Origin of the sequence: Shewanella chilikensis (assembly GCF_002836945.1) — a bacterium.
GTDB classification, from domain to species: domain Bacteria; phylum Pseudomonadota; class Gammaproteobacteria; order Enterobacterales; family Shewanellaceae; genus Shewanella; species Shewanella chilikensis.
Window position 1 is genome coordinate 1 of record NZ_NIJM01000068.1, and the last position, 19,885, is coordinate 19,885.

The 19,885-nt window shown below is 51.1% G+C and carries 21 protein-coding genes and 1 tRNA gene; 16 read left to right on the forward strand and 6 right to left on the reverse strand.

All coding sequences use genetic code 11. The features are described from left to right. Positions 1 to 328 precede the first annotated feature (328 nt). Together CX651_RS18110 and CX651_RS18115 are read left to right on the forward strand one after the other, a co-directional pair. Positions 329 to 404 (forward strand) — tRNA-Gly (locus tag CX651_RS18110). Between the two features lie 198 nt (positions 405 to 602). Next, positions 603 to 1,058 carry a ferritin family protein gene (locus tag CX651_RS18115; RefSeq protein ID WP_039035507.1) on the forward strand — a complete coding sequence of 152 codons (456 nt, stop codon included), beginning with the start codon at positions 603 to 605 and terminating at the stop codon, positions 1,056 to 1,058. Positions 1,059 to 1,190: 132 nt separating this feature from the next. Here the strand turns inward: CX651_RS18115 and CX651_RS19910 are convergent, their stop codons facing one another. Continuing rightward, entirely contained in the window at positions 1,191 to 1,367 is a 177-nt protein-coding gene (locus CX651_RS19910) for a hypothetical protein (protein ID WP_157822699.1), read from the reverse strand. Positions 1,368 to 1,479: 112 nt separating this feature from the next. Here CX651_RS19910 and CX651_RS18120 point away from each other — a divergent pair, with 112 nt between their 5' ends. The 14 genes from CX651_RS18120 to CX651_RS18185 all read left to right on the forward strand — a co-directional run bounded on the left by CX651_RS18120 (position 1,480) and on the right by CX651_RS18185 (position 15,472). Next, the gene (locus CX651_RS18120; protein ID WP_101057401.1) at positions 1,480 to 2,964 is read left to right on the forward strand and encodes an NAD(P)H-hydrate dehydratase; all 1,485 of its coding nucleotides are present in this window, start codon (positions 1,480 to 1,482) and stop codon (positions 2,962 to 2,964) included. A gap of 38 nt (positions 2,965 to 3,002) precedes the next feature. Beyond that, the gene (tsaE, locus tag CX651_RS18125) at positions 3,003 to 3,485 is read left to right on the forward strand and encodes a tRNA (adenosine(37)-N6)-threonylcarbamoyltransferase complex ATPase subunit type 1 TsaE (RefSeq protein ID WP_101057404.1); all 483 of its coding nucleotides are present in this window, start codon (positions 3,003 to 3,005) and stop codon (positions 3,483 to 3,485) included. Continuing rightward, the gene (locus tag CX651_RS18130; RefSeq protein ID WP_101057406.1) at positions 3,472 to 4,797 is read left to right on the forward strand and encodes an N-acetylmuramoyl-L-alanine amidase; all 1,326 of its coding nucleotides are present in this window, start codon (positions 3,472 to 3,474) and stop codon (positions 4,795 to 4,797) included. The genes tsaE and CX651_RS18130 overlap by 14 nt, the downstream gene beginning before the upstream one ends. Positions 4,798 to 4,804: 7 nt before the next feature. Beyond that, on the forward strand, positions 4,805 to 6,667 hold the full coding sequence (gene mutL, locus CX651_RS18135; RefSeq protein WP_101057408.1) for a DNA mismatch repair endonuclease MutL: 1,863 nt from the start codon (positions 4,805 to 4,807) through the stop codon (positions 6,665 to 6,667). Next, positions 6,660 to 7,586 (forward strand): tRNA (adenosine(37)-N6)-dimethylallyltransferase MiaA, encoded by a 927-nt coding sequence (miaA, locus tag CX651_RS18140; RefSeq protein WP_101057410.1) that lies wholly within the window; start codon positions 6,660 to 6,662, stop codon positions 7,584 to 7,586. The genes mutL and miaA overlap by 8 nt, the downstream gene beginning before the upstream one ends. A gap of 86 nt (positions 7,587 to 7,672) precedes the next feature. Continuing rightward, positions 7,673 to 7,948, forward strand: a complete 276-nt coding sequence (gene hfq, locus CX651_RS18145) for an RNA chaperone Hfq (protein ID WP_039035513.1) — start codon at positions 7,673 to 7,675, stop codon at positions 7,946 to 7,948. Between the two features lie 20 nt (positions 7,949 to 7,968). Continuing rightward, positions 7,969 to 9,276: a ribosome rescue GTPase HflX gene (gene hflX / locus CX651_RS18150; protein ID WP_101057413.1), complete on the forward strand. Its 1,308-nt coding sequence runs from the start codon at positions 7,969 to 7,971 to the stop codon at positions 9,274 to 9,276. Between the two features lie 35 nt (positions 9,277 to 9,311). Further along, positions 9,312 to 10,451 (forward strand): FtsH protease activity modulator HflK, encoded by a 1,140-nt coding sequence (hflK, locus tag CX651_RS18155; RefSeq protein ID WP_101057415.1) that lies wholly within the window; start codon positions 9,312 to 9,314, stop codon positions 10,449 to 10,451. A 3-nt stretch (positions 10,452 to 10,454) separates the two neighbouring features. Beyond that, positions 10,455 to 11,378 carry a protease modulator HflC gene (gene hflC / locus CX651_RS18160; RefSeq protein WP_039035516.1) on the forward strand — a complete coding sequence of 308 codons (924 nt, stop codon included), beginning with the start codon at positions 10,455 to 10,457 and terminating at the stop codon, positions 11,376 to 11,378. A 378-nt stretch (positions 11,379 to 11,756) separates the two neighbouring features. Further along, a complete protein-coding gene (petA, locus tag CX651_RS18165) occupies positions 11,757 to 12,347 on the forward strand; it encodes a ubiquinol-cytochrome c reductase iron-sulfur subunit (RefSeq protein WP_039035517.1) in 591 nt (196 codons plus the stop codon). Beyond that, entirely contained in the window at positions 12,347 to 13,564 is a 1,218-nt protein-coding gene (locus CX651_RS18170) for a cytochrome b (RefSeq protein WP_025011323.1), read from the forward strand. The genes petA and CX651_RS18170 overlap by 1 nt, the downstream gene beginning before the upstream one ends. After that, positions 13,561 to 14,295, forward strand: a complete 735-nt coding sequence (locus CX651_RS18175) for a cytochrome c1 (protein WP_101057417.1) — start codon at positions 13,561 to 13,563, stop codon at positions 14,293 to 14,295. The genes CX651_RS18170 and CX651_RS18175 overlap by 4 nt, the downstream gene beginning before the upstream one ends. Positions 14,296 to 14,390: 95 nt before the next feature. Beyond that, a complete protein-coding gene (gene sspA, locus CX651_RS18180) occupies positions 14,391 to 15,020 on the forward strand; it encodes a stringent starvation protein SspA (RefSeq protein WP_039035519.1) in 630 nt (209 codons plus the stop codon). Continuing rightward, the gene (locus tag CX651_RS18185) at positions 15,020 to 15,472 is read left to right on the forward strand and encodes a ClpXP protease specificity-enhancing factor (protein WP_101057419.1); all 453 of its coding nucleotides are present in this window, start codon (positions 15,020 to 15,022) and stop codon (positions 15,470 to 15,472) included. Before sspA ends, CX651_RS18185 begins: the two co-directional genes overlap by 1 nt. 33 nt (positions 15,473 to 15,505) lie before the next feature. Here the strand turns inward: CX651_RS18185 and CX651_RS18190 are convergent, their stop codons facing one another. The 5 genes from CX651_RS18190 to CX651_RS18210 form a co-directional block, all read right to left on the reverse strand. Beyond that, the gene (locus tag CX651_RS18190; protein ID WP_101057421.1) at positions 15,506 to 16,639 is read right to left on the reverse strand and encodes a GGDEF domain-containing protein; all 1,134 of its coding nucleotides are present in this window, start codon (positions 16,637 to 16,639) and stop codon (positions 15,506 to 15,508) included. 122 nt (positions 16,640 to 16,761) lie between these two features. After that, positions 16,762 to 17,400, reverse strand: a complete 639-nt coding sequence (locus tag CX651_RS18195; RefSeq protein ID WP_037474272.1) for an NAD(P)H-binding protein — start codon at positions 17,398 to 17,400, stop codon at positions 16,762 to 16,764. 58 nt (positions 17,401 to 17,458) lie between these two features. Further along, positions 17,459 to 18,550, reverse strand: coding sequence for an alpha/beta hydrolase (locus tag CX651_RS18200; protein ID WP_025011317.1), 1,092 nt, complete (start codon positions 18,548 to 18,550; stop codon positions 17,459 to 17,461). Positions 18,551 to 18,557: 7 nt separating this feature from the next. Next, positions 18,558 to 19,217, reverse strand: a complete 660-nt coding sequence (locus CX651_RS18205; RefSeq protein ID WP_071239094.1) for a carboxymuconolactone decarboxylase family protein — start codon at positions 19,215 to 19,217, stop codon at positions 18,558 to 18,560. Between the two features lie 101 nt (positions 19,218 to 19,318). Continuing rightward, entirely contained in the window at positions 19,319 to 19,822 is a 504-nt protein-coding gene (locus tag CX651_RS18210; RefSeq protein ID WP_025011315.1) for a (R)-mandelonitrile lyase, read from the reverse strand. Positions 19,823 to 19,885: the final 63 nt, after the last annotated feature.

The following is a 19,885-nucleotide window of genomic DNA, read 5'->3' on the forward strand; positions in this document are numbered from 1 at the left end:
CTTGCCAAGGTACAGGTCATCGGTTCGAACCCGATATGTCGCTCCAAATTCCAGATGCCCACTGTCTTTAAATGTGGACTTAAGCGATGCGACATTAGCTCAGTTGATAAAACAGAAGGTTGGTACCTTTGTTGATTGTCAGCTCGGATGATGAAGCGATTAAGCAATGCGACATTAGCTCAGTTGATAAAACAGAAGGTTGGTACCTTTGTTGATTGTCAGCTCGGATGATGAAGCGATTAAGCAATGCGACATTAGCTCAGTTGATAAAACAGAAGGTTGGTACCTTTGTTGATTGTCAGCTCGGATGATGAAGCAAATAAGCGATGCGACATTAGCTCAGTTGGTAGAGCGGTACCTTGCCAAGGTACAGGTCATCGGTTCGAACCCGATATGTCGCTCCAATCTTTATTTCCCCCTCAAAATCCTTAAAAAGTGCTTTTCGTGATCTGCCGCAGGTTTCTTGCGTTTTGTCTAATGTAGCGACATTTGTAAGCACTGATTTATGACCTTGTTCAAATATTCCCACCTTTTTTACTTCCATAATGTCTTCATACCGAATTGAATTGTGCCGTTGACGGCAGAAGAATGGAGATAGGCAGATGCGTATTCAACAGTTACGTGAACTCCTTGAATTTATAGCGAAATGTCGTCTTGATATGGCTCAGCTCTATCATAGATTACACACTCAGGCCGACTCATCCAGGGTCAAACTAATGCTGGAATATTTTGAACAGCATCAGAAACATATTGCTGAAACTCTTGAAAACTATATCGATGATGCGCCAAACAAGATCCTCGATACCTGGTACAAAGACATTGTCTTTGAGGACTTCGGCAAGCGCTGCCGCGATACCATGCTGGCGGCCAATATGACAGAAGATGATGTGCTGAATCTGCATCTGGATCTGGAAAACCGCTTGATTGCCTTGCTGGAAAAAACTGCCGGTTCGTCGGCTTCGGCCGAGGTGAAAGGGGCATTGGAAGACTTGGTGCGGGTCGAGAAGATCCAGCAGCAACGACTGGTGCACAGTACTATACGTATGGACGATATTTAACTTCTCCCAGACTTGGCGGATCTGCTTGGGTCTGCCGTTAGTTCTGCCCGGCCCAGACCGGGCTTTTTCATTTTTATCAACTTGTTCTGATTCAAGTCATAAATACTCACTGACTTTACTGCTAGTGTGTTATCAATCATCACAGTCTTTATGCTGATTTTTTATCGGTAGCGTCAGCGCCCGAAAGATGCCGATGGCGACCAATAAGGCGCAGAGAGCCAGGAGCCAGAACCAGGGAAATACCCAGTTAAAGGGTAATCCCAACAGTAATACGCAGAGTATTAAAATAAGCAGTGTCAGTAGCATCATTCCTGTGCTTCCTTCCGGCATCCTTTGCCACAGCATAAGTTTAGTGAACGAGCGGATTTTTTCGAGTTAACAAGTCATCAGTATCTGTCAGTCAGGAGATAGGAGAATCGATATGGCCCAGGATTTGTCAGATATGCCCCGTCAGCTGTATAGCGCCAAGGCTGTACGCCAGGCCGAGTTGGACTGGGTGGCGGCTGAGCAGGGCAGTCTCTATGAGTTGGTCGAGCGGGCCGGAAAAGCTGCTTTTGAGGCATTGGCGGTCAAACTGGCCCCGGACAGCCGGGTGCTGGTCATTGCCGGGCAGGGAAACAACGGTGCCGATGCCTTGGTTTGTTTGCGTTGGTTATTGAACTCGGGTTTCAACGCCAGCTTGTTTATCTTCCCCGCCAGTCAGCCCAGCACTGAGTGGGGGCAAGCCTGGAATAAGTTACAGCAATCCGCGCCGGAACTGGCTCAGGTATCAGAGATAACCGCCGCTGAATACGATTGGATAGTGGACGGTCTGTTGGGAACCGGCCTCAAGGGTGATGTGCGGCCGGAAGCCGCTGGCATGATAGCCCAGATAAATACGGCAAGGGCCAGGGTGCTGAGTCTGGATTTGCCTTCCGGCATAGATGCCGATACCGGCGCAGCTCTTGGGGCGGCAGTCGAAGCCGAGCAGACACTCTGCTTTGCGGCTTTGAAGCAAGGACTCTTGACCGGCAGGGCCAGGCATTGCTGCGGCGAACTGCATTTTGTTGACTTGGGACTAAGTGATTACTTGCCGCCTTCAGATGTAGTCAGAGTCGGCACTGAGTACCTCAAAGGGCTTTTCGATGCCCGCCCCAGGGACAGTCACAAGGGTAAATCGGGCAAGGTTACCGTCATAGGCGGCGATTATGGCATGGGTGGGGCTGTCAGGTTGGCGGGCGAAGCTTGTCTCAGGGCTGGCGCCGGTTTGGTGACTGTGGTGAGCCGGCCGGAGCATCAGCTCACGGTCAATGCCAACAGGCCGGAACTTATGTTCTGGGGCTGTGAATTGGTGGATATGGAAGTTTATCTGCGCCTTGGCTGGGCACAGGTACTGGTGTTGGGGCCAGGGCTTGGCCGCGCCGACTGGGGATATAATCTGTTCAAGGCGGTCAGTCTGAGCGATAAGCCCTGTGTGCTGGATGCCGATGCGCTCAATCTCTTGAGCCAGGAAAAACGCTCCCAGGAGAATCGGGTTCTGACCCCCCATCCGGGGGAAGCCGCCAGGTTGCTGGCAACGGATATTGCTGATGTCGAAGCCAACAGGTTTGCAGCGGTCAGAAAACTGCAAGCTCAATATGGCGGTGTGGTACTGCTCAAGGGTGCAGGCACTCTCATTTATGACGGTAAACAGCTATTTGTTGCCCCTGTGGGGAATCCCGGGCTCGCCAGCGGTGGGTGCGGCGACGTGTTATCTGGTATAATCGGCGCGCTGATGGCTCAGGGACTGGACAACACCCGCGCGACTGTGGCAGGGGTGATAGTTCACGGCGGCGCAGCCGACCTTGCTGCCCGTAACGGGGAGAGAGGCATGCTTGCCAGCGATCTTATGCCCTGGATCCGCCATCTGGTAAACACTGACTTGTAAGCTTAACGGGCCAATGTAAGGCGTGGATCCACACTTAAATGACTATCGAACACAGCTTGACTCTGCAATTGGCAGATGAGACTCAAACTGTCGCCTTCGGGCGACAATTGGCGGCCTTGATCAGTGCGCCGTTGACCATTTATCTGACCGGAGAACTTGGTGCCGGCAAAACGACTTTCAGCCGTGGCTTAATTCAGGCCTTGGGTCATCAAGGTGCGGTTAAGAGTCCGACCTATACACTCGTGGAACCTTATGAGCTTGAAGGAATCGAAGTATATCATTTCGACCTTTATCGACTCAGCGATCCTGAAGAGCTGGAGTTTATGGGGATCCGGGATTACTTCAACGACCGCAGCCTTTGCATTATTGAATGGCCGGAACAGGGAATGGGATGCTTGCCTGCTGCCGATATACATCTGCATATCAAATATGCTAATACTGGTCGCGAAATTTCTCTGCAAGCCGATTCCGACAAGGGTAAGGTGCTATTAAGAAAAATAACAAACAATGGTAAAGACTAATAACATCTTATTTAAACTGACTTTTTTTGTTATCTGTTGGGTGGTGGCGGCGCCGATTTGGGCGGCCAATAAACTCGACGGAGTGCGTATTTGGGCGGCGCCCGAGTCGACCCGGGTGGTTTTTGACTTAAGCCAAGCTCCTGACTACAGCTATTTCACGCTGAGCAACCCTGACAGACTTGTGGTGGATCTGAAAAAGAGCACCAATGGCGTCAAGCTGGAAAAAGTTGAAAACAACAGCCCCTTGGTCAAAAAGGTGCGTTTGAGCCAACCGCCGGAGAAAGGCACGCTGCGGGTGGTCATAGATCTCAAACGGGCCGCTAAGGCCAATCTGTTCTCTCTGCCGCCAACTGCACCATACGGCAACCGTTTGGTGGTGGACCTTGATGACAAGAGCACTTCGGCCAAAGCCAGGGTGACCCCGACAGCCACTGAAGCGGTGCGGGATGTGATTATTGCTATCGATGCCGGCCATGGTGGTGATGACCCTGGATCTATCGGGCCTTCCGGTTTGTACGAGAAGAAGGTGTCATTGGCGATTGCCAAGCGAGTGGAAAAGAAAATTAATGCGACTCCCGGACTTAAAGCCGTGATGATCCGTACCGGCGACTATTTTGTTAACCTGAACCGTCGCTCGGAACTGGCGCGTCAGAGTAAGGCCGATTTGCTGATCTCTATCCACGCCGATGCCTTTACTTCACCTCAGCCCAGAGGCGCCTCTGTGTGGGTGCTCTCCATGCGACGGGCCAATACCGAAATTGGCCGCTGGCTGGAGCAGAAAGAGAAACACTCAGAGCTGCTCGGTGGTGCCGGTGAGATTATTCAAAATACCGACAATGAGCAGTATCTGGCGATGACCTTGCTGGATATGTCGATGGATAGATCTATGGCGATGAGTCACACAGTGGCCAGCGATATTCTTTCTGGTTTGGGCAAGGTGACCAAACTGCACAAGCACAAGCCCGAGTCGGCGAGTCTGGCGGTGCTCAAATCGCCTGATATCCCGTCCATTTTGGTGGAGACTGGTTTTATCTCCAACCCACAGGAAGAGAGGCTGCTCAGTAATGCCAACCATCAGGACAAACTGGCCAAGGCGATTCATAAAGGTGTACTCAAGTATTTTGAAGCCAATCCGCCGGCCGGAACCATGCTGGCCAAGCAGGGCGCTATTAAACACAAGGTTGTCAGAGGTGAATCTCTGTCGGTAATCGCCAATCGTTATGAGGTGTCGGTGGCCGATATCAAGAAAGCCAATAACCTGAAATCGGATGTAGTCCGTATAGGTCAGCAACTGGTTATCCCCAGAGCCTGAGGAAGAGATGGCAATTCAGATATTACCCCCACAACTGGCCAACCAGATTGCGGCGGGCGAAGTGGTAGAGAGGCCGGCCTCCGTCGTGAAGGAGCTGGTGGAAAACAGCCTGGATGCCGGTGCAACCCGAGTCGATATCGAAATCGATAAGGGCGGCGCCAAGCTTATTCGAATTCAGGACAATGGCGGCGGTATTGGCAAGGATGAACTGGCACTGGCGCTGTCTCGTCACGCTACGTCCAAGGTGCATACACTGGACGATCTTGAAGCCATTCTCAGCTTTGGTTTTAGAGGTGAGGCGCTGGCCAGTATCAGTTCTGTTTCCCGCCTGACCCTGACATCTCGCACGGCCGAACAATCCGAGGCCTGGCTTGCTTACGCCGAAGGCGCGGATATGGGGGTCAAGATACTGCCTGCGGCTCATCCAGTGGGCACCAGTATTGAAGTGGTCGATCTCTTCTTCAATACCCCGGCGCGCAGACGTTTCCTCAAGAGTGACAAGACAGAATTCACCCATATCGATGAGTGGCTGAAACGGATTGCGCTGGCCAGGCCGGAAATCCACCTGACGCTGAAACACAATGGCAAACAGGTCCGCAATTATCGTCCGGCAGACAATGAAGCCCAATATCTGCAACGGCTGGCTCAGGTCTGTGGTCGGCCGTTTGCTGAGCAAGCATTGAAGGTGGAATGTCAGCATGACGATATGCGCCTCAGTGGCTACCTGCAGTCCCCCTGGCAAGTTGATCCTTGTGATACTCACTATTTTTATGTCAATGGTCGTTTGATCAGGGACCGTTTGGTGAATCATGCGGTCAGGCAGGCCTTTGCCGGTTTGGCCGAGTTGGAACAACCCGGCTATGTGCTGATGCTGGAGCTGGATCCCCATCAGGTAGATGTCAATGTGCACCCGGCCAAGCATGAGGTGCGTTTCCATCAGGCCAGATATGTGCACGATTATATTCTGCAGGCCTTGAGCTCAGCCCTGCAGCAAGCACAGCAACTGCCGGTCGATGACGTTAATCCGCATTTAAGCCAAACAGATTATGCTGCGCCCATTGATGTGGGTTCAGACGCCGCTGCTACAAGCTTCAACCAAGGTGGAGCGACTGATGGCAGCCGTGCCGAGCCGCGTTTTCGCGAGCCTGAGTCAAGCGGCGGCAGTGCTGGATATCAAAGCCAATATAGCGACAGAGCTCCTTTAAGCGGCAAGGCATTGGGTTCATATTCTGCTGCCGGTTCCCGTCAGGGGGTTGCAGCCCCGTCCAAGTCGGCCATCAGTAGTTATGGTGCCTTGTTGGCGACGCCGAGCGTGGTCAATGAAACCAGTCCTGAAGCCAATGTGACTGTGATGCCGCCTCTGCTGGATGGTGAACATTGGGTGTTGGTCGAAAATGAGCAGCTTAAACTGCTCAAGGTGAAAGCTGCTGCCAAGCGATTGAGATATATTGAGATTATCGCCCGCTTTCCTACCGGGTTGACCGGTCAGCCATTGCTGATGCCGGTTGCTGTGGACGCCGATCCGGAATGGCAGGCATTGCTGGAGGAAAGGGAGACTTTGCTGAGGCAATTGGGGCTGGATCTCAGTATTCGTCATTCGCAGTTGATAATCAAAAAAGTGCCCCCATATCTGAGGGACACGCAACTGGCTAGCTTGATCCCCGAGCTGCTGCAATGGCTCAGATTTGAGCAGCCACAGGAAGCGGCCTTGGCCAATTGGCTGGCGCAGAGCAGCCTTGGCAGTTTTGTCTCGGCGCCATTGATATGGCAGGGGATCTCGGCGTTGGACGAGCAAGCTCGACAAGAAATTTTACAGCTGGCTAAGGTATTGCCTTGGCAGCAATGGTTGGAAGAAGAAGGCAGTGAGTAAGGCGAAACAGCCAAGAGTGCTGACATTAATGGGGCCTACAGCCTCAGGAAAAACAGCGTTGGCGCTAGAGCTCGCCGAACATCATAACTGCGAGATTATCTCGGTAGATTCGGCACTTATCTATCGTGGAATGGATATAGGTACCGCCAAACCCAGTGCGGAAGAGCTAGCTCGCGGGCCACATAGGCTGATAGATATCCGCGATCCCAGCGAAAGTTATTCCGCTGCCGATTTTCGCAGCGATTGTCTGCGAGAGATTGAGCAGATCGTCAATATGGGAAAAACTCCGCTGTTAGTGGGTGGTACCATGTTGTATTTTAAAGCATTATTGGAAGGTTTATCGCCACTTCCCAGTGCCGATGAGGCGATAAGGGCCCAGATACAGCAAGAAGCCGAGCAATTGGGCTGGCAAGTGCTGCATCAGGAATTGGCACGGATCGATCCGGTTTCGGCCGCACGCATTCACCCCAATGACCCACAACGTCTCGGACGGGCACTGGAGGTGTATCGTATCAGCGGTAAGAGTTTGACCGAATTGACTCAGGAAAAATCGCCTGAGCTTCCCTATGATGTGGTGCAGTTTGCCATTGCGCCACAGGAGCGTAAAACGCTGCATGGGCTGATAGAGACAAGATTTATGCAGATGCTGCAGGCCGGATTCAGCGATGAAGTGGCCAAGCTGAAGCAAAGGGGGGATCTGCACCTGGATATGCCCTCGATGCGCTGTGTTGGATATCGCCAGTGTTGGCAATATCTTGAGGGTGAATTTGACCATGATACTATGGTCGAAAAAGCCGTCGCTGCTACTAGGCAATTGGCAAAGCGTCAATTAACATGGTTGCGAGGATGGCCGGAGTTGAATTGGCTGGAGAGTGGGGCGCAAGGGAATTTAGTTCAGCTTATGCGTTACTGCCGCTAGCTTAATAGCCCTAGCTGTATAATACTCAAACCGAACAAGAAAGCTTTTTGTTAGTACTATATAAATTAAAAAAAGGAAATAAAAACATGGCTAAGGGGCAATCTTTACAAGACCCATTCCTGAACGCACTACGCCGTGAGCGCGTTCCTGTTTCCATCTACCTGGTCAACGGTATCAAGTTGCAGGGACAGGTGGAATCTTTTGACCAGTTCGTTATCTTGCTGAAAAACACGGTTAGCCAGATGGTATATAAGCATGCCATTTCAACTGTTGTGCCTTCTCGTCCATTTAATGTGAGCAATCATCAGGGCGGTGGTCAGCAGAACTATAACTCGCAGCACGATGATAGCAGCGAACAGTAATAAGTTAAGGAGTTCACTTCTTGTTTGATCGCTATGAGGCGGGAGAAACTGCAGTACTTGTTCATATCGACTTTTCCGATGAAGACAGTCGGGAAGACCTTCTTGAATTGCAACTCTTGGTCGAGTCGGCCGGGGCGCGTTCGGTAGGGGTGATAACAGGAAGCCGTCGGGCGCCTAACCGCAAGTTTTTCTTGGGGACAGGAAAGGCGGAAGAACTGGCAGCTTTGGTAGCTGCGACCGAGGCAAATGTGGTGATTTTCAACCACGCATTGAGTCCTGCACAGGAAAGAAATCTTGAAATTCTGTGCCAATGCCGGGTGTTGGATAGAACCACACTTATTCTCGATATTTTTGCTCAGCGGGCCCGTACCCATGAGGGCAAGTTACAGGTGGAGCTAGCGCAGTTGCGCCACATGTCGACTCGCCTGGTGCGGGGCTGGACTCACCTTGAACGCCAAAAGGGCGGGATAGGTTTGCGCGGCCCCGGTGAAACCCAGCTGGAAACTGACCGGCGATTGCTGCGGGGGCGGATCAAGTCCATCAATCGCCGTTTGGAGAAAGTGGACAAACAGCGGGAACAAAGCCGTCGTGCCAGGAAGCGAAGCGACCTGGCTACTGTGTCACTGGTTGGTTATACCAACGCAGGTAAGTCCACTCTATTCAACGCTTTGACAACATCTGAGGTGTATGCCGCCGATCAGTTGTTTGCGACTCTGGATCCAACGCTTCGTAAGCTGGAGTTGGACAACGGCGCCGTCTTTTTAGCCGACACTGTGGGGTTTATTCGTCATTTGCCCCATGAACTGGTAGCGGCGTTTAAGGCGACATTACAGGAAACCCGTCAGGCCGATCTCCTGCTGCATGTGGTGGACTGCGCCGACGACAATATGAATGACAACTTTGAGCAGGTGCAAGAAGTGCTCAAAGAGATTGAGGCCGATGATATTCCGCAGCTTCTGGTCTGCAACAAGATAGATCTGTTGGAAGAGATAGGCCCCAAAATAGATTTCGACCCTGAAGGCCGACCATACAGAGTGTGGATCTCGGCACAACAAGGGTTGGGGTTGGATCTTCTCAAGCAGGCGGTGGATCAACTGACCGCAGCTACCATAGTTGAGCTTAGCTTGAGAATACCGGCAACAGCCGGGCATTATCTTGGCCAGTTTTATCGACTGGATGCGATACAGCAGAAAGAGTATGACGACCTGGGGAACTGTATCTTGTCTATTCGTTTACCACAGCCGGACTGGCATCGGCTGGTTAAGCAGAGTCAAGGTGAGTTGGAAACCTTTATCCTCGAACCCGAGATTGATAAAGTAGTTTGTTAATAATCTCGTTTATTCATCCACTTATGGAGAGTTAAATGGCTTGGAACGAGCCCGGTAACAAGGGTAATGATCCTTGGGGAAACAAAGGTGGCAACGACAAGGGGCCACCGGATCTGGACGATGTATTTCGCAATCTGGCCAAACGCTTTGGCGGCAAGGGCAACGGTGGTTCAGGCTTCAGCATGGGAACACTTGCCATAGTTGCAGGTATTGCCCTGGCAGTATGGGGTTTTTCCGGTTTCTACACTATCAAGGAAGCGGAGCAGGGCGTAGTGCTGCGTTTCGGTGAACACGTCGGCGAAGTTGGTCCTGGCTTACACTGGAAAGCCACCTTTATCGATACGGTTTTACCGGTAGATGTTGCATCGGTGCGCTCTATTCCCGCTTCAGGCAGCATGCTGACCGCCGATGAAAATATGGTCGTGGTCGAGCTTGATGTGCAGTATAAGGTGAAAGATGCCTACCAGTATCTGTTTAGTGCCGTTGATGCTAACTCGAGCCTGCGTGAAGCCACCGACAGTGCGTTGCGTTATGTCATAGGTCATTCAAAGATGAATGATATTTTGACAACCGGGCGTGCCAAGGTACGTGATGACACCCGCGCCGAGATTGAACGTATCATTGCACCTTACAATCTGGGATTGCAGATTGAAGACGTTAACTTCCTGCCGGCCAGACCGCCGGAAGAAGTGAAAGATGCCTTTGATGACGCAATTTCAGCACAGGAAGACGAGCACACCTATATCCGTCAGGCCGAAGCTTATCAGCTGGAAATCGAACCTAAGGCCCGTGGTCAGGTGGAACGTATCAGCCAGGATGCCCGCGCTTATAAAGAGCGTGTTGTTCAGGATGCAGAAGGTGCTGTAGCCAAGTTCAACAAGCTGCTGCCTGAATATAAGCTGGCCCCAGAGGTTACTCGTGATCGTCTCTATATCGATGCAATGCAGCAGGTGTTCAGTGATACCAACAAGGTACTGATAGATGCCAAAAATAACGGCAACCTGATGTATCTGCCGCTGGATAAGCTGATGTCTCAGGAAGATAAGCCTAAACCTAAAGCGGAGCAGGAACCCGAGCAGCATGTGGATGCCGTCAGCAGCCAAAGAAATACCAATAACAGCAGCTTCAACGGACGCATGTCCCGCGAAGAGCGTATCCGTCAGGGGAGGGAGTAAACCATGAGCAGATTTGTACTCATTATTATTGCCCTGCTGGCGATTGTTGGTGTGTCTTCATTGATGGTAGTCAATGAAGGGGAACGAGCTATAGTTTCCCGCTTTGGTGAAGTGTTGAAAGACAATGTTGACGGTAAGATGGTGCCCCGAGTTTATGGCCCGGGTCTCAACGTTAAGATCCCGCTGATCGACAAAGTCCGTTATATGGATGCCCGTATCCAGACCCTGGATGGCGCCGCCGACCGCTTTGTGACCTCTGAGAAGAAAGACCTGATGGTGGATTCTTATGTCAAGTGGCGTATCAAGGACTTTGAAAAATACTATCTGGCAACAGAAGGTGGCAACAAGTCCAAGGCAGAGTCGTTGCTGCAGCGCAAGATCAACAGTGACCTGCGTACCGAGTTCGGTAAACTGACCATCAAGCAGATTGTTTCCGGCACCAGCGAAGGCAGCACAAACTTGGCCGAGAGCAGTAGCCGTGATGACCTGATGCGTATTACTCTGGAAAATGCTGCCAAGAGTGCCGAAGGTCTGGGTATAGAAGTGGTCGATGTCAGGGTGAAACAGATAAACCTGCCATCCAACGTCAGCCACAGTATCTTCCAACGGATGCGTGCCGAGCGTCAGGCGGTAGCCAAAAAACACAGGGCTGAAGGTAAGGAAGCGGCCGAGAGAATTCGCGCCATGACCGACGCCAACGTTGTTGTGACTCTGGCCAATGCTCGTCGTGAAGCGGAAAACATTCGTGGTGAAGGTGACGCCATTGCCGCCAAGATTTACGCTGATGCTTATACCAAGGATCCTGAGTTCTTTAGTTTCCTGCGCAGCCTGGAAGCCTATAAGGCTAGTTTTGCCGGTAAATCAGACATTATGGTGCTGGAGCCGGACAGCGAATTCTTCAAATACATGAAGCAAAAAGGCAAGTAACAGTGTTGCTTGAAAGACCCGGACTGGTTCCGGGTCTTTTTTTATCTTTTTCTCAGCTTGATGCGAAAGTCACAGAATTATAAGTATTAATGTGTAAACCAAGAATATATTGTTAATAGTCAAATGGTTATGATTTAGCTTTAGTTAAATTACTTTCGAGATGCTGGTGTTTTGCAGCCTAAATCCGCTGTTTTTTTAACCCAGGCGGCTAAAAAACTGTAATCTCCTTAACCAACTTATGTCTTTTGACTATGATCTGCTTCTAATTTTTCGCTATAATGAGCCCCGCCTCAAAATTCGGCTTTTCCCTTTAGTGAGAACTAAGAGGCCTAAAGTCTTGAAAAACAAAAATTCCAACACCCTCTGGGAGATAAGTGGATGAGCAATGCGCCAGTCGATACCGGACGTCGCAGATTCCTGACAGCTGCAACCGCCGTAGTGGGCGGTGCTGGTGCCGTCGCTGTAGCGGTTCCCTTTATAAAGTCATGGAATCCGAGTGCCAAAGCGAAAGCTGCAGGTGCACCGGTAGAAGTAAATATCAGTAAGCTAGAGCCAGGTCAGCTGATCCGTGTGGAATGGCGTGGCAAGCCCGTATGGATTGTCCGCCGTACCGAGGAAGTTCTTAATGAGCTCCCCACCCACGATGACAGATTGCGGGATCCGGCTTCTGACGAACTACAGCAGCCTGATTACGCCCAAAATGGCGTACGTTCTATTAAGCCTGAGTACTTTATTGCCGTAGGTATTTGTACTCACCTGGGTTGTTCACCTACTTACCTGCCAGACTCTTTTGCAGAGCAGGTTGAAGGTGTGACTTCAGGTTTCTTCTGTCCATGTCACGGTTCCAAGTTCGATATGGCCGGTCGCGTCTTCCAGGGCGTACCTGCTCCACTGAACCTGGTGATTCCCCCACATCAATACATTGATGATGGTAACGTGCTCATCGGCGTAGACCAGGGAGCTGCATAATGGTTAAGAATATAATTGACTGGATCGATGCGCGTATCCCTATGACGGCAACTTATAACCGCCATGTTGGTCAGTACGCCACCCCCAAGAATTTTAACTTCTGGTATTTCTTCGGCTCTCTGGCACTGTTGGTTCTGGTAAACCAGCTGCTGACCGGTATCTGGCTGACCATGAACTATGTGCCTACCGCCGAAGGCGCATTTGCCTCCATCGAATACATCATGCGTGATGTCGAGTACGGTTGGTTGCTGCGTTACATGCACTCCACCGGGGCCTCGGCCTTCTTTGTGGTGGTTTACCTGCATATGTTCCGTGGCCTGCTCTACGGTTCTTACCAGAAGCCTCGTGAACTGCTGTGGCTGTTCGGTATGTTGATCTTCCTGGTGCTGATGGCCGAAGCCTTTATGGGTTATCTGCTGCCATGGGGCCAGATGTCCTACTGGGGCGCCCAGGTAATTATCTCACTGTTCGGTGCTATTCCGGTTATCGGTGATGACTTGACCCTGTGGATCCGTGGTGACTATGTGATCTCAGGTGCAACCCTGAACCGCTTCTTCGCTCTGCACGTTATCGCGTTGCCTCTGGTACTCGTGGTACTGGTATTCCTGCACCTGATTGCGCTGCATGAAGTGGGTTCCAACAACCCGGATGGTATCGAAATTAAGAAGAACAAAGATGAAAATGGCTGGCCTGTTGATGGCATCCCATTCCATCCTTACTTCACTGTAAAAGATATCATGGGTGTTGCCGGCTTCCTGATTGTCTTCTGCTACGTGCTGTTCTTTATGCCTGAAGGTGGTGGTTACTTCCTCGAGAAGCCTAACTTCGAAGCTGCTAACCCAATGAAGACGCCTGAGCATATTGCGCCTGTATGGTATTTCACTCCGTTCTACGCCATCTTGCGGGCCGTACCGGACAAGCTGGGTGGTGTAGTTATGATGGGTCTGGCGATTGCCGTACTCTTTGTGTTGCCATGGCTGGATCGCTGTAAGGTCAAGTCGGTTCGCTACCGCAGCATGATTCACAAGCTGAACATTGCTCAGTTTGCCGTGTCCTTTATCGTCCTGGGTTACCTGGGTGCGGTACCTGCGACACCAACACTGACCATTGTTGCCCGAATCTTTACTTTCACTTACTTCGGTTTCTTCCTGCTGTTGTTCATCTACAGCAAGAGTGAAAAGACCAAGCCAGTACCAGAAAGGGTGACATTCAAATGAAAAAGTTATTGATTGCTTTGGTTGCCTTTGTGCCTGGTATGGTGTCTGCCGCCAGTGGTCACAATGTGCACCTGGAAGATGCCAATATTGATCTGACAGATAAAGAGTCGCTGCGTCGTGGTGTAGAGTTGTTTCAAGACAACTGTGCCGGTTGTCACAGCACTCAATATCAGCGCTACCAGCGTGTCGCCGAAGATCTGGATATTCCTGTCGATGAGATGCGCAAGCTGATCCACACAGATGCCAAGATCGGCGAGCTGATGGAAAACTCAATTGAAACCAAAGATGCGGCCAAGTGGTTCGGTGCCGCGCCACCGGACCTGACTCTGGTAGCCCGTGTCCGGGGTGAAGATTGGGTATATTCCTACCTCAAAGGGTTCTACAAAGACCCAAGTCGTCCTTTCGGCGTGAACAACACAGTGTTCCCGTCAGTCGGTATGCCGCATGTGCTGGAAGGCCTGCAAGGCATCGCAACTCCAGTTATTGAAACTGAAGTTGTTGATGGCAAAGAAGTTACTAAGGTTAAAGGTGTGAATCCAGCTGAAGGTGGCAGTCTGTCTGCGGAAGAGTACGATCAGGTTGTTCGCGACCTTACCGGTTTTCTGGTTTACTCGGCTGAGCCGGTTAAACTGGAGCGCGAAAACCTGGGTAAATGGGTACTCGGCTTCCTGTTCATATTCTTTGTGATCGCATACCTGCTCAAGAAAGAATATTGGAAGGATGTACACTAACCCTTAGAAAGGGGTAGAATATATTATCCGCATAATGTAAACGGGGGGCATTGCCCCTCGTTTACATTTGTTTTTTTCAATTCCGGAGGGTATCAATGGCTGTTGCTGCCAATAAACGCTCTATCATGACCCTGTTCTCAGGTGCCGATGATCTCTATAGCCATCAGGTTCGCATCGTATTGGCTGAAAAAGGGGTAACTGTTGATGTGTTGCAGGTAGATCCCAATGATATGCCAGAGGATCTGCTGGAACTCAACCCTTACAACTCAGTGCCAACGCTGGTAGACCGTGAACTGGTGTTATACGAAAGCCGTATTATCATGGAGTATCTGGACGAGCGCTTCCCGCACCCGCCGCTGATGCCCGTTTACCCAGTTTCCCGTGGTCAAAGCCGTTTGATGATGCATCGCATCGATACAGACTGGTATTGCCTGGTTGATCGCATTCGTAAGGGTGACCGCGCCGATGCGGCCCGTAAAGAGTTGCAGGAAAGCCTGCTGTCTATCGCGCCTGTGTTTGCCGAAATGCCTTACTTCATGAGTGAAGAGTTCGGTTTGGCCGATTGTTATCTTGGCCCCTTGTTGTGGCGCCTGCCGGTGCTGGGTATCGAATTGGATAACCGCACGGGTAAAGATATCAAAGCCTATATGAACCGTATTTTCGAGCGTGAGTCCTTTAAGGCCTCTCTGACCGAAGCCGAGCGCGAAATGCGCATGGGTATCTGATGAAAGATTTGACCCCAAGTCGTCCATATTTGCTTAGAGCTTACTATGAGTGGTTGATGGATAATCAGCTGACTCCACATCTGGTAGTGGATGCCACTATGCCAGATACTCAGGTACCGCTGCAGTATGTTAAGGATGGTCAAATTGTACTGAATGTCGCCGGCAGTGCTGTCGGTGGCCTGAAGCTCGGTAACGAGTTTGTCGAGTTCAATGCCCGTTTCGGTGGAGTGCCACAGCAAGTGCTGTTGCCTATGGCTTCTATTGTTGCCATCTATGCCCGTGAAAATGGTGCCGGTACAGTATTCGATATGGAAGACGCCTATCTGCTTGAAGAGGGTGAAGAGTCACTGCTGAATGTGGTTGAAGAGGTTGAACAGCCACGTACTGAAGCCGAGACTGAACCTGCAGCAGACAAGCCCAAGCGACGTGGCCACCTGACTTTGGTTAAATAGCCGGGTGTCAGCTAAAGCATTGCAAAAAGCCAGTTACAATGACTGGCTTTTTCTTTTCAGTGGCTGCAATACCGCACCGGCCAGCTCCACCCGGTTACGACCATTTATCTTGGCCTGATACAGGGCTTTGTCAGCCCGTTTGAGTGCCTCGCTTGCACTATCTCCAGGTTCGAGAGTTGCCAGGCCTACAGAAGCTGTCAGTTGTAGATAATGGCTTTGATATTCCAGGCCTTGTTGTCTGAGGGACTCAAGGAGTTGCTCACCTCTTTGCTGTAGGGCCTGAGTCCCGGTTTCATCCAGCCTCAGCAGCAAGGCAAACTCTTCCCCGCCTATTCTGGCCAGTCGCTCCTGAGGCTTGAGCGCTTGCTTGAGCAGCTTACTGACATGAATAAGGGCGACATCGCCGGCATCATGGCCAAAGTTATCGTTTATCTTCTTGAAGAAATCAAGATCCAACAGGGCAAGTACCCAGCAGCCCGGCTGCTCTCTTTGCAGTGCGACTTGGCGCATGAATGCGCGGCGGTTAAGCAATCCGGTCAAGGTGTCTGTGTCGGCCTGATGTTGCAGCACTAACTCGGCGCGCTCGGCGTACATTTCGCTGATCAGTAGTATGGCGCAGGAGCTGATAATACATGAGCAGATCACCAAGGCCTGTAAAATGGCCAGAGTGTGTGTAGAAAGCAGGGTGATATCAGGGTGGGATGGCCAGCCGTGCAGCTCAAAGAAGCTGAACAACCCCAGATTGGCTACCATCAGGATCAGGATAGAACGCCATTCACGGATCTCAAACAGTACAACCAACATGATGGCAAACAGCAGGTAATAGCTGTGGATCTTGATACTGGTACCTTGGGCCGTCATTAAAGCTGTGGCGGCATCGGCCATCAACAGCAACATTAAACACCATCTGGCGGCAAAGAACTTGCCTTTGTAGTTGAGCAGTAATACCAGAGGCAGCAGGGCAACAAAGGGCAGTTGATTCAAGCCGGAAAGGAGAAAACCGTGATTTCCGCTGATATAAAAGCCGAAAGTAAATAATAATATAATCGCTATGGAAACCAGTACGCCTAAGTTGACTTGAATGACTTTACGCTCCCGGGTCTTGATAGCACATCTATCACACCCCAGCATCAGCAAAAAATTCAGCAACCTGGTCATATTGGGCATAGGCAAAGCACTTTTATAAGCCACTCGAAATATCAGCTTAATTCAAACCCCGTTGTTGAACCAGTCTTGGCGCCAGATAGCAGCGGATTGCCGGTGAAGTTTGGCGGAACGGCCAATGTCTTTCAGCGGTAAGCGGCAGGCATCTCCCCCTCTGTGCCACTTTGGCTTATTCCCAGATTACAGCGGCTATAAAGGTTAGGATTCTTGGCCAAAATGGCAATAAATCTACCCAAGCTGGCGCGGGAAGTTTCGGTCCCCAGAAAGCACTCGCCTTTTTGAGTAAGTTGAAACTCTTCTATCGGTTTATCGGTTAACCAGACGGGGCGCAGTATGGTGTAGTCGAGTGATGAAGCTTCGATAACATTGGCACTTCTGAGGTTAACAGGCCGGGTGAAACCCACCATACTCTTGTCCCAGCTATTGAAGGGTTCAGGAAGCTCTTCATAGATACCGCCGGCATTGAGTGCAACGAGGCGCTGCACCTGAGCATTTTCCATGGCGTGCACCAGATTTCGGGTCTTGCGGTCCAAATCCATTCCACCCATGGTGTTTATCACCAGATCGATTCCGGGCAATGCCGAGACCAGGTCATCGACTTTGTTGGCATCCCCCTCTACCAGCCGAACTCTGTCATTGTAAAGGTGTTGCAGTCGTTCAGATCTTCGAAGAAAAAGCGTCAGTTGCACTTCCTTTATCTCCAACAAACGCGGCAAGATGGCTTGAGCCGAACGGCCATTGGCACCGATTAACAAAATGTGCATCAACAAACTCCATTAAAGATGAAGGCTGGACAGAGGAGAGCCTCTGTCCGCTTGAAAGTTATAAATACTCACCGAAGAATGCGTTCAACTTATCGAAGGGGATCCGCTCCAATTGGTCATAGAGGTCAACATGGTTGGCGTCTTCGATAATCAGCAGTTCCTTGGGAGAGGCGGCTTCAGCGAAAGCGGTTTCACTGAAATAGCGGGAATGTGCCTTCTCACCGTGGATCAACAAAATGGGCCTGGGAGAGATTTCGGCGATATGAGTCAGCAGAGGTTGATTCATAAATGACATAGGGTTGGTGATGGTCCAGGAAGCATTGGAGTTGATGGCCCTTGGGTGAAAACCACGCGAGGTCTTGTAGTAATCGGCGTATTCCTGCACAAACCGGGGTTCACCTCCCTTAAGTTCCAGAGAGATAGGGCCATAGCCGGGTGAGCCATTTTCGGCATCCAACCAGCGCTGTTGGCTCAACTGGCCCAGAATTTCTTTGCGCTGCTCATGAGTCATGCTGTCGTTGTAGCCCTTGGACATGACCCGGGACATGTCATACATGGTGCTGGTTACCACGGCCTTGATGCGTTGATCCACTGCGGCAGCGTTCAGTGCCATGCCTCCCCAGCCACATATGCCGATAATGCCAATTCGTTGGCGATCCACCTGGCTTTGCAAGCCGAGAAAATCCACGGCGGCACTGAAATCTTCGGTATTGATATCCGGGGATGCGACGTTCCTGGGTTCTCCACCACTTTCACCTGTATAGGAGGGGTCAAACGCCAATGTGGCAAAGCCGTATTCGGCCATCTTTTGGGCGTATAGGCCTGATGATTGTTCTTTCACCGCGCCGAAGGGGCCACTTATTGCGATTGCGGCCAGCTTGCCCTGCCTTGCTTTTGGCAGGTAGAAGTCGGCGGCCAGGGTGATGCCGTAGCGATTTTTAAAGGTGACTTTTTGATGTTCGACCTTGTCACTCTTGCTGAAGGTCTTGTCCCAACTGTCACTGAGCTTCAATTCAGACTCGGCCAATGCCGGAGTGGGGATGGTGGTTGCAATGGTCATGGCGATACCGGCTCCTGTCATTTTCAATAGTTCACGACGCCCATTATCGAGCGTCTCAGAGGGGGATTTTGCTGTGTCTAGGTTGTTCATGCTGGTGTTACTCTTGGTTGTAGGGCTGGTGCTCCAGGTGCTGGTTCAGCGCGGTTTGCGCGCGCTCGGCGCTGGCTTGATTCACCAGTTGCTTCAAGCCGGTGATCACAGATGTGAGTTGCTCAGGTGTTAGTCCCAGATTCATGGCAATGGCTATGTGGGCCTGAAGTTGGGGTTCAGCGCCAGGCAAAACCGCCAACATGGCCAGCGTTGCGATTTCCCTGTCATGCCAGCTCAGGTTATCGCGGCTGAAAATATCACCGAATAAATGGGTCTTGAGAAACTCATCAATGGCCGGTGCAAAGTCAAACAGAGGGCCTTGGACAACGCCTCCAGCCAGTTGTGTCTGGTTGGCTGTACCCGTTGAGAGTAACGCATCACCTTTGGGGAGCGGATGACTGGGCAACTTGCCAATTTCATCTGTCACGCCGCGAGCCTTGCGTGTCTCTACTACTGACATAAGAGTTCCCAGCGCATTGAGGCTACGGGGAAAGCCGGCGTAGGCATAAACCTGTACCAGTATTTCCTTGGTATCGTTGATGGTGAGTCCGGCATCCAGTCCCTGTTCCAGGGCGGTATCCAGCTTGGCCAAGTTACCTTCGGCGGCAAAAGCCGCAATAGGTACTATCGCTTGCTGTCTTGAGGTTAAAGGCTCTGGTTCTGTCATAGTGGGTGTCCTCGATTGGAACGTATGGGGTGTTTGTCCGGCAGTCTGAAATATTGGGATGCAAAGACACAGTATCAGCGGCCAATAACTAATCCCGGGTTTCATGGGTGCTTCCCTGTCTTGTCTGCTTGATCCTGTCCCAGATACTGTTCATCGCTGACCTTTTCCAGCCAACTGACATTACGGCCTTCATTGTCTTGACCCGTGACCACAAGATGTGTCATCGCAGTCTTGGGAGCTGCGCCATGCCAGTGCTTTATGCCTGCAGGGCACCAGATCACATCGCCTGGCTTTATCTGTTGTCGAGGTTTGCCCCATTCCTGTGTGTAGCCTACGCCCTGAGTCACAATAATTTGTTGGCCTTTGGGATGGATATGCCAGGCTGTGCGGGTACCAGGCTCAAAGGTGACATAGGCTGCAGATGCATTGATTTCATCGGTCGCAGGAAACAGTGGGTCGATACGTGCTGCACCAGTGAAAAATTGCTCTGGCCCGGCAATTGAAGGCCGGGAACCTGATTCTGAGATACTTTGCTTTGGCTGAGCAGCCACATTTGGCAGCGAAATAAGCAATAATGTGCAAGTGAATATGAAGTTGAGTTTCATTGCTTTACCGCGAATTCAACTCCGAAGTGCACCACTCGCTAAATTAGGCTGCCTTGCGTAATT

What these genes read in the sequence shown, in the direction of transcription:
- hflC (WP_039035516.1), top strand. Translation starts at nt 10,455, where the DNA reads ATGAGCAGATTTGTACTCATTATTATTGCCCTGCTGGCGATTGTTGGT.
- CX651_RS18205 (WP_071239094.1), bottom strand. Translation starts at nt 19,217, where the DNA reads ATGACAGAACCAGAGCCTTTAACCTCAAGACAGCAAGCGATAGTACCT.
- CX651_RS18210 (WP_025011315.1), bottom strand. Translation starts at nt 19,822, where the DNA reads ATGAAACTCAACTTCATATTCACTTGCACATTATTGCTTATTTCGCTG.
- CX651_RS18195 (WP_037474272.1), bottom strand. Translation starts at nt 17,400, where the DNA reads ATGCACATTTTGTTAATCGGTGCCAATGGCCGTTCGGCTCAAGCCATC.
- sspA (WP_039035519.1), top strand. Translation starts at nt 14,391, where the DNA reads ATGGCTGTTGCTGCCAATAAACGCTCTATCATGACCCTGTTCTCAGGT.
- petA (WP_039035517.1), top strand. Translation starts at nt 11,757, where the DNA reads ATGAGCAATGCGCCAGTCGATACCGGACGTCGCAGATTCCTGACAGCT.
- CX651_RS18200 (WP_025011317.1), bottom strand. Translation starts at nt 18,550, where the DNA reads ATGAACAACCTAGACACAGCAAAATCCCCCTCTGAGACGCTCGATAAT.
- tsaE (WP_101057404.1), top strand. Translation starts at nt 3,003, where the DNA reads ATGACTATCGAACACAGCTTGACTCTGCAATTGGCAGATGAGACTCAA.
- CX651_RS18170 (WP_025011323.1), top strand. Translation starts at nt 12,347, where the DNA reads ATGGTTAAGAATATAATTGACTGGATCGATGCGCGTATCCCTATGACG.
- mutL (WP_101057408.1), top strand. Translation starts at nt 4,805, where the DNA reads ATGGCAATTCAGATATTACCCCCACAACTGGCCAACCAGATTGCGGCG.
- CX651_RS18120 (WP_101057401.1), top strand. Translation starts at nt 1,480, where the DNA reads ATGGCCCAGGATTTGTCAGATATGCCCCGTCAGCTGTATAGCGCCAAG.
- CX651_RS18175 (WP_101057417.1), top strand. Translation starts at nt 13,561, where the DNA reads ATGAAAAAGTTATTGATTGCTTTGGTTGCCTTTGTGCCTGGTATGGTG.
- CX651_RS18115 (WP_039035507.1), top strand. Translation starts at nt 603, where the DNA reads ATGCGTATTCAACAGTTACGTGAACTCCTTGAATTTATAGCGAAATGT.
- CX651_RS18190 (WP_101057421.1), bottom strand. Translation starts at nt 16,639, where the DNA reads ATGCCCAATATGACCAGGTTGCTGAATTTTTTGCTGATGCTGGGGTGT.
- hflK (WP_101057415.1), top strand. Translation starts at nt 9,312, where the DNA reads ATGGCTTGGAACGAGCCCGGTAACAAGGGTAATGATCCTTGGGGAAAC.
- CX651_RS19910 (WP_157822699.1), bottom strand. Translation starts at nt 1,367, where the DNA reads ATGATGCTACTGACACTGCTTATTTTAATACTCTGCGTATTACTGTTG.
- CX651_RS18185 (WP_101057419.1), top strand. Translation starts at nt 15,020, where the DNA reads ATGAAAGATTTGACCCCAAGTCGTCCATATTTGCTTAGAGCTTACTAT.
- CX651_RS18130 (WP_101057406.1), top strand. Translation starts at nt 3,472, where the DNA reads ATGGTAAAGACTAATAACATCTTATTTAAACTGACTTTTTTTGTTATC.
- hfq (WP_039035513.1), top strand. Translation starts at nt 7,673, where the DNA reads ATGGCTAAGGGGCAATCTTTACAAGACCCATTCCTGAACGCACTACGC.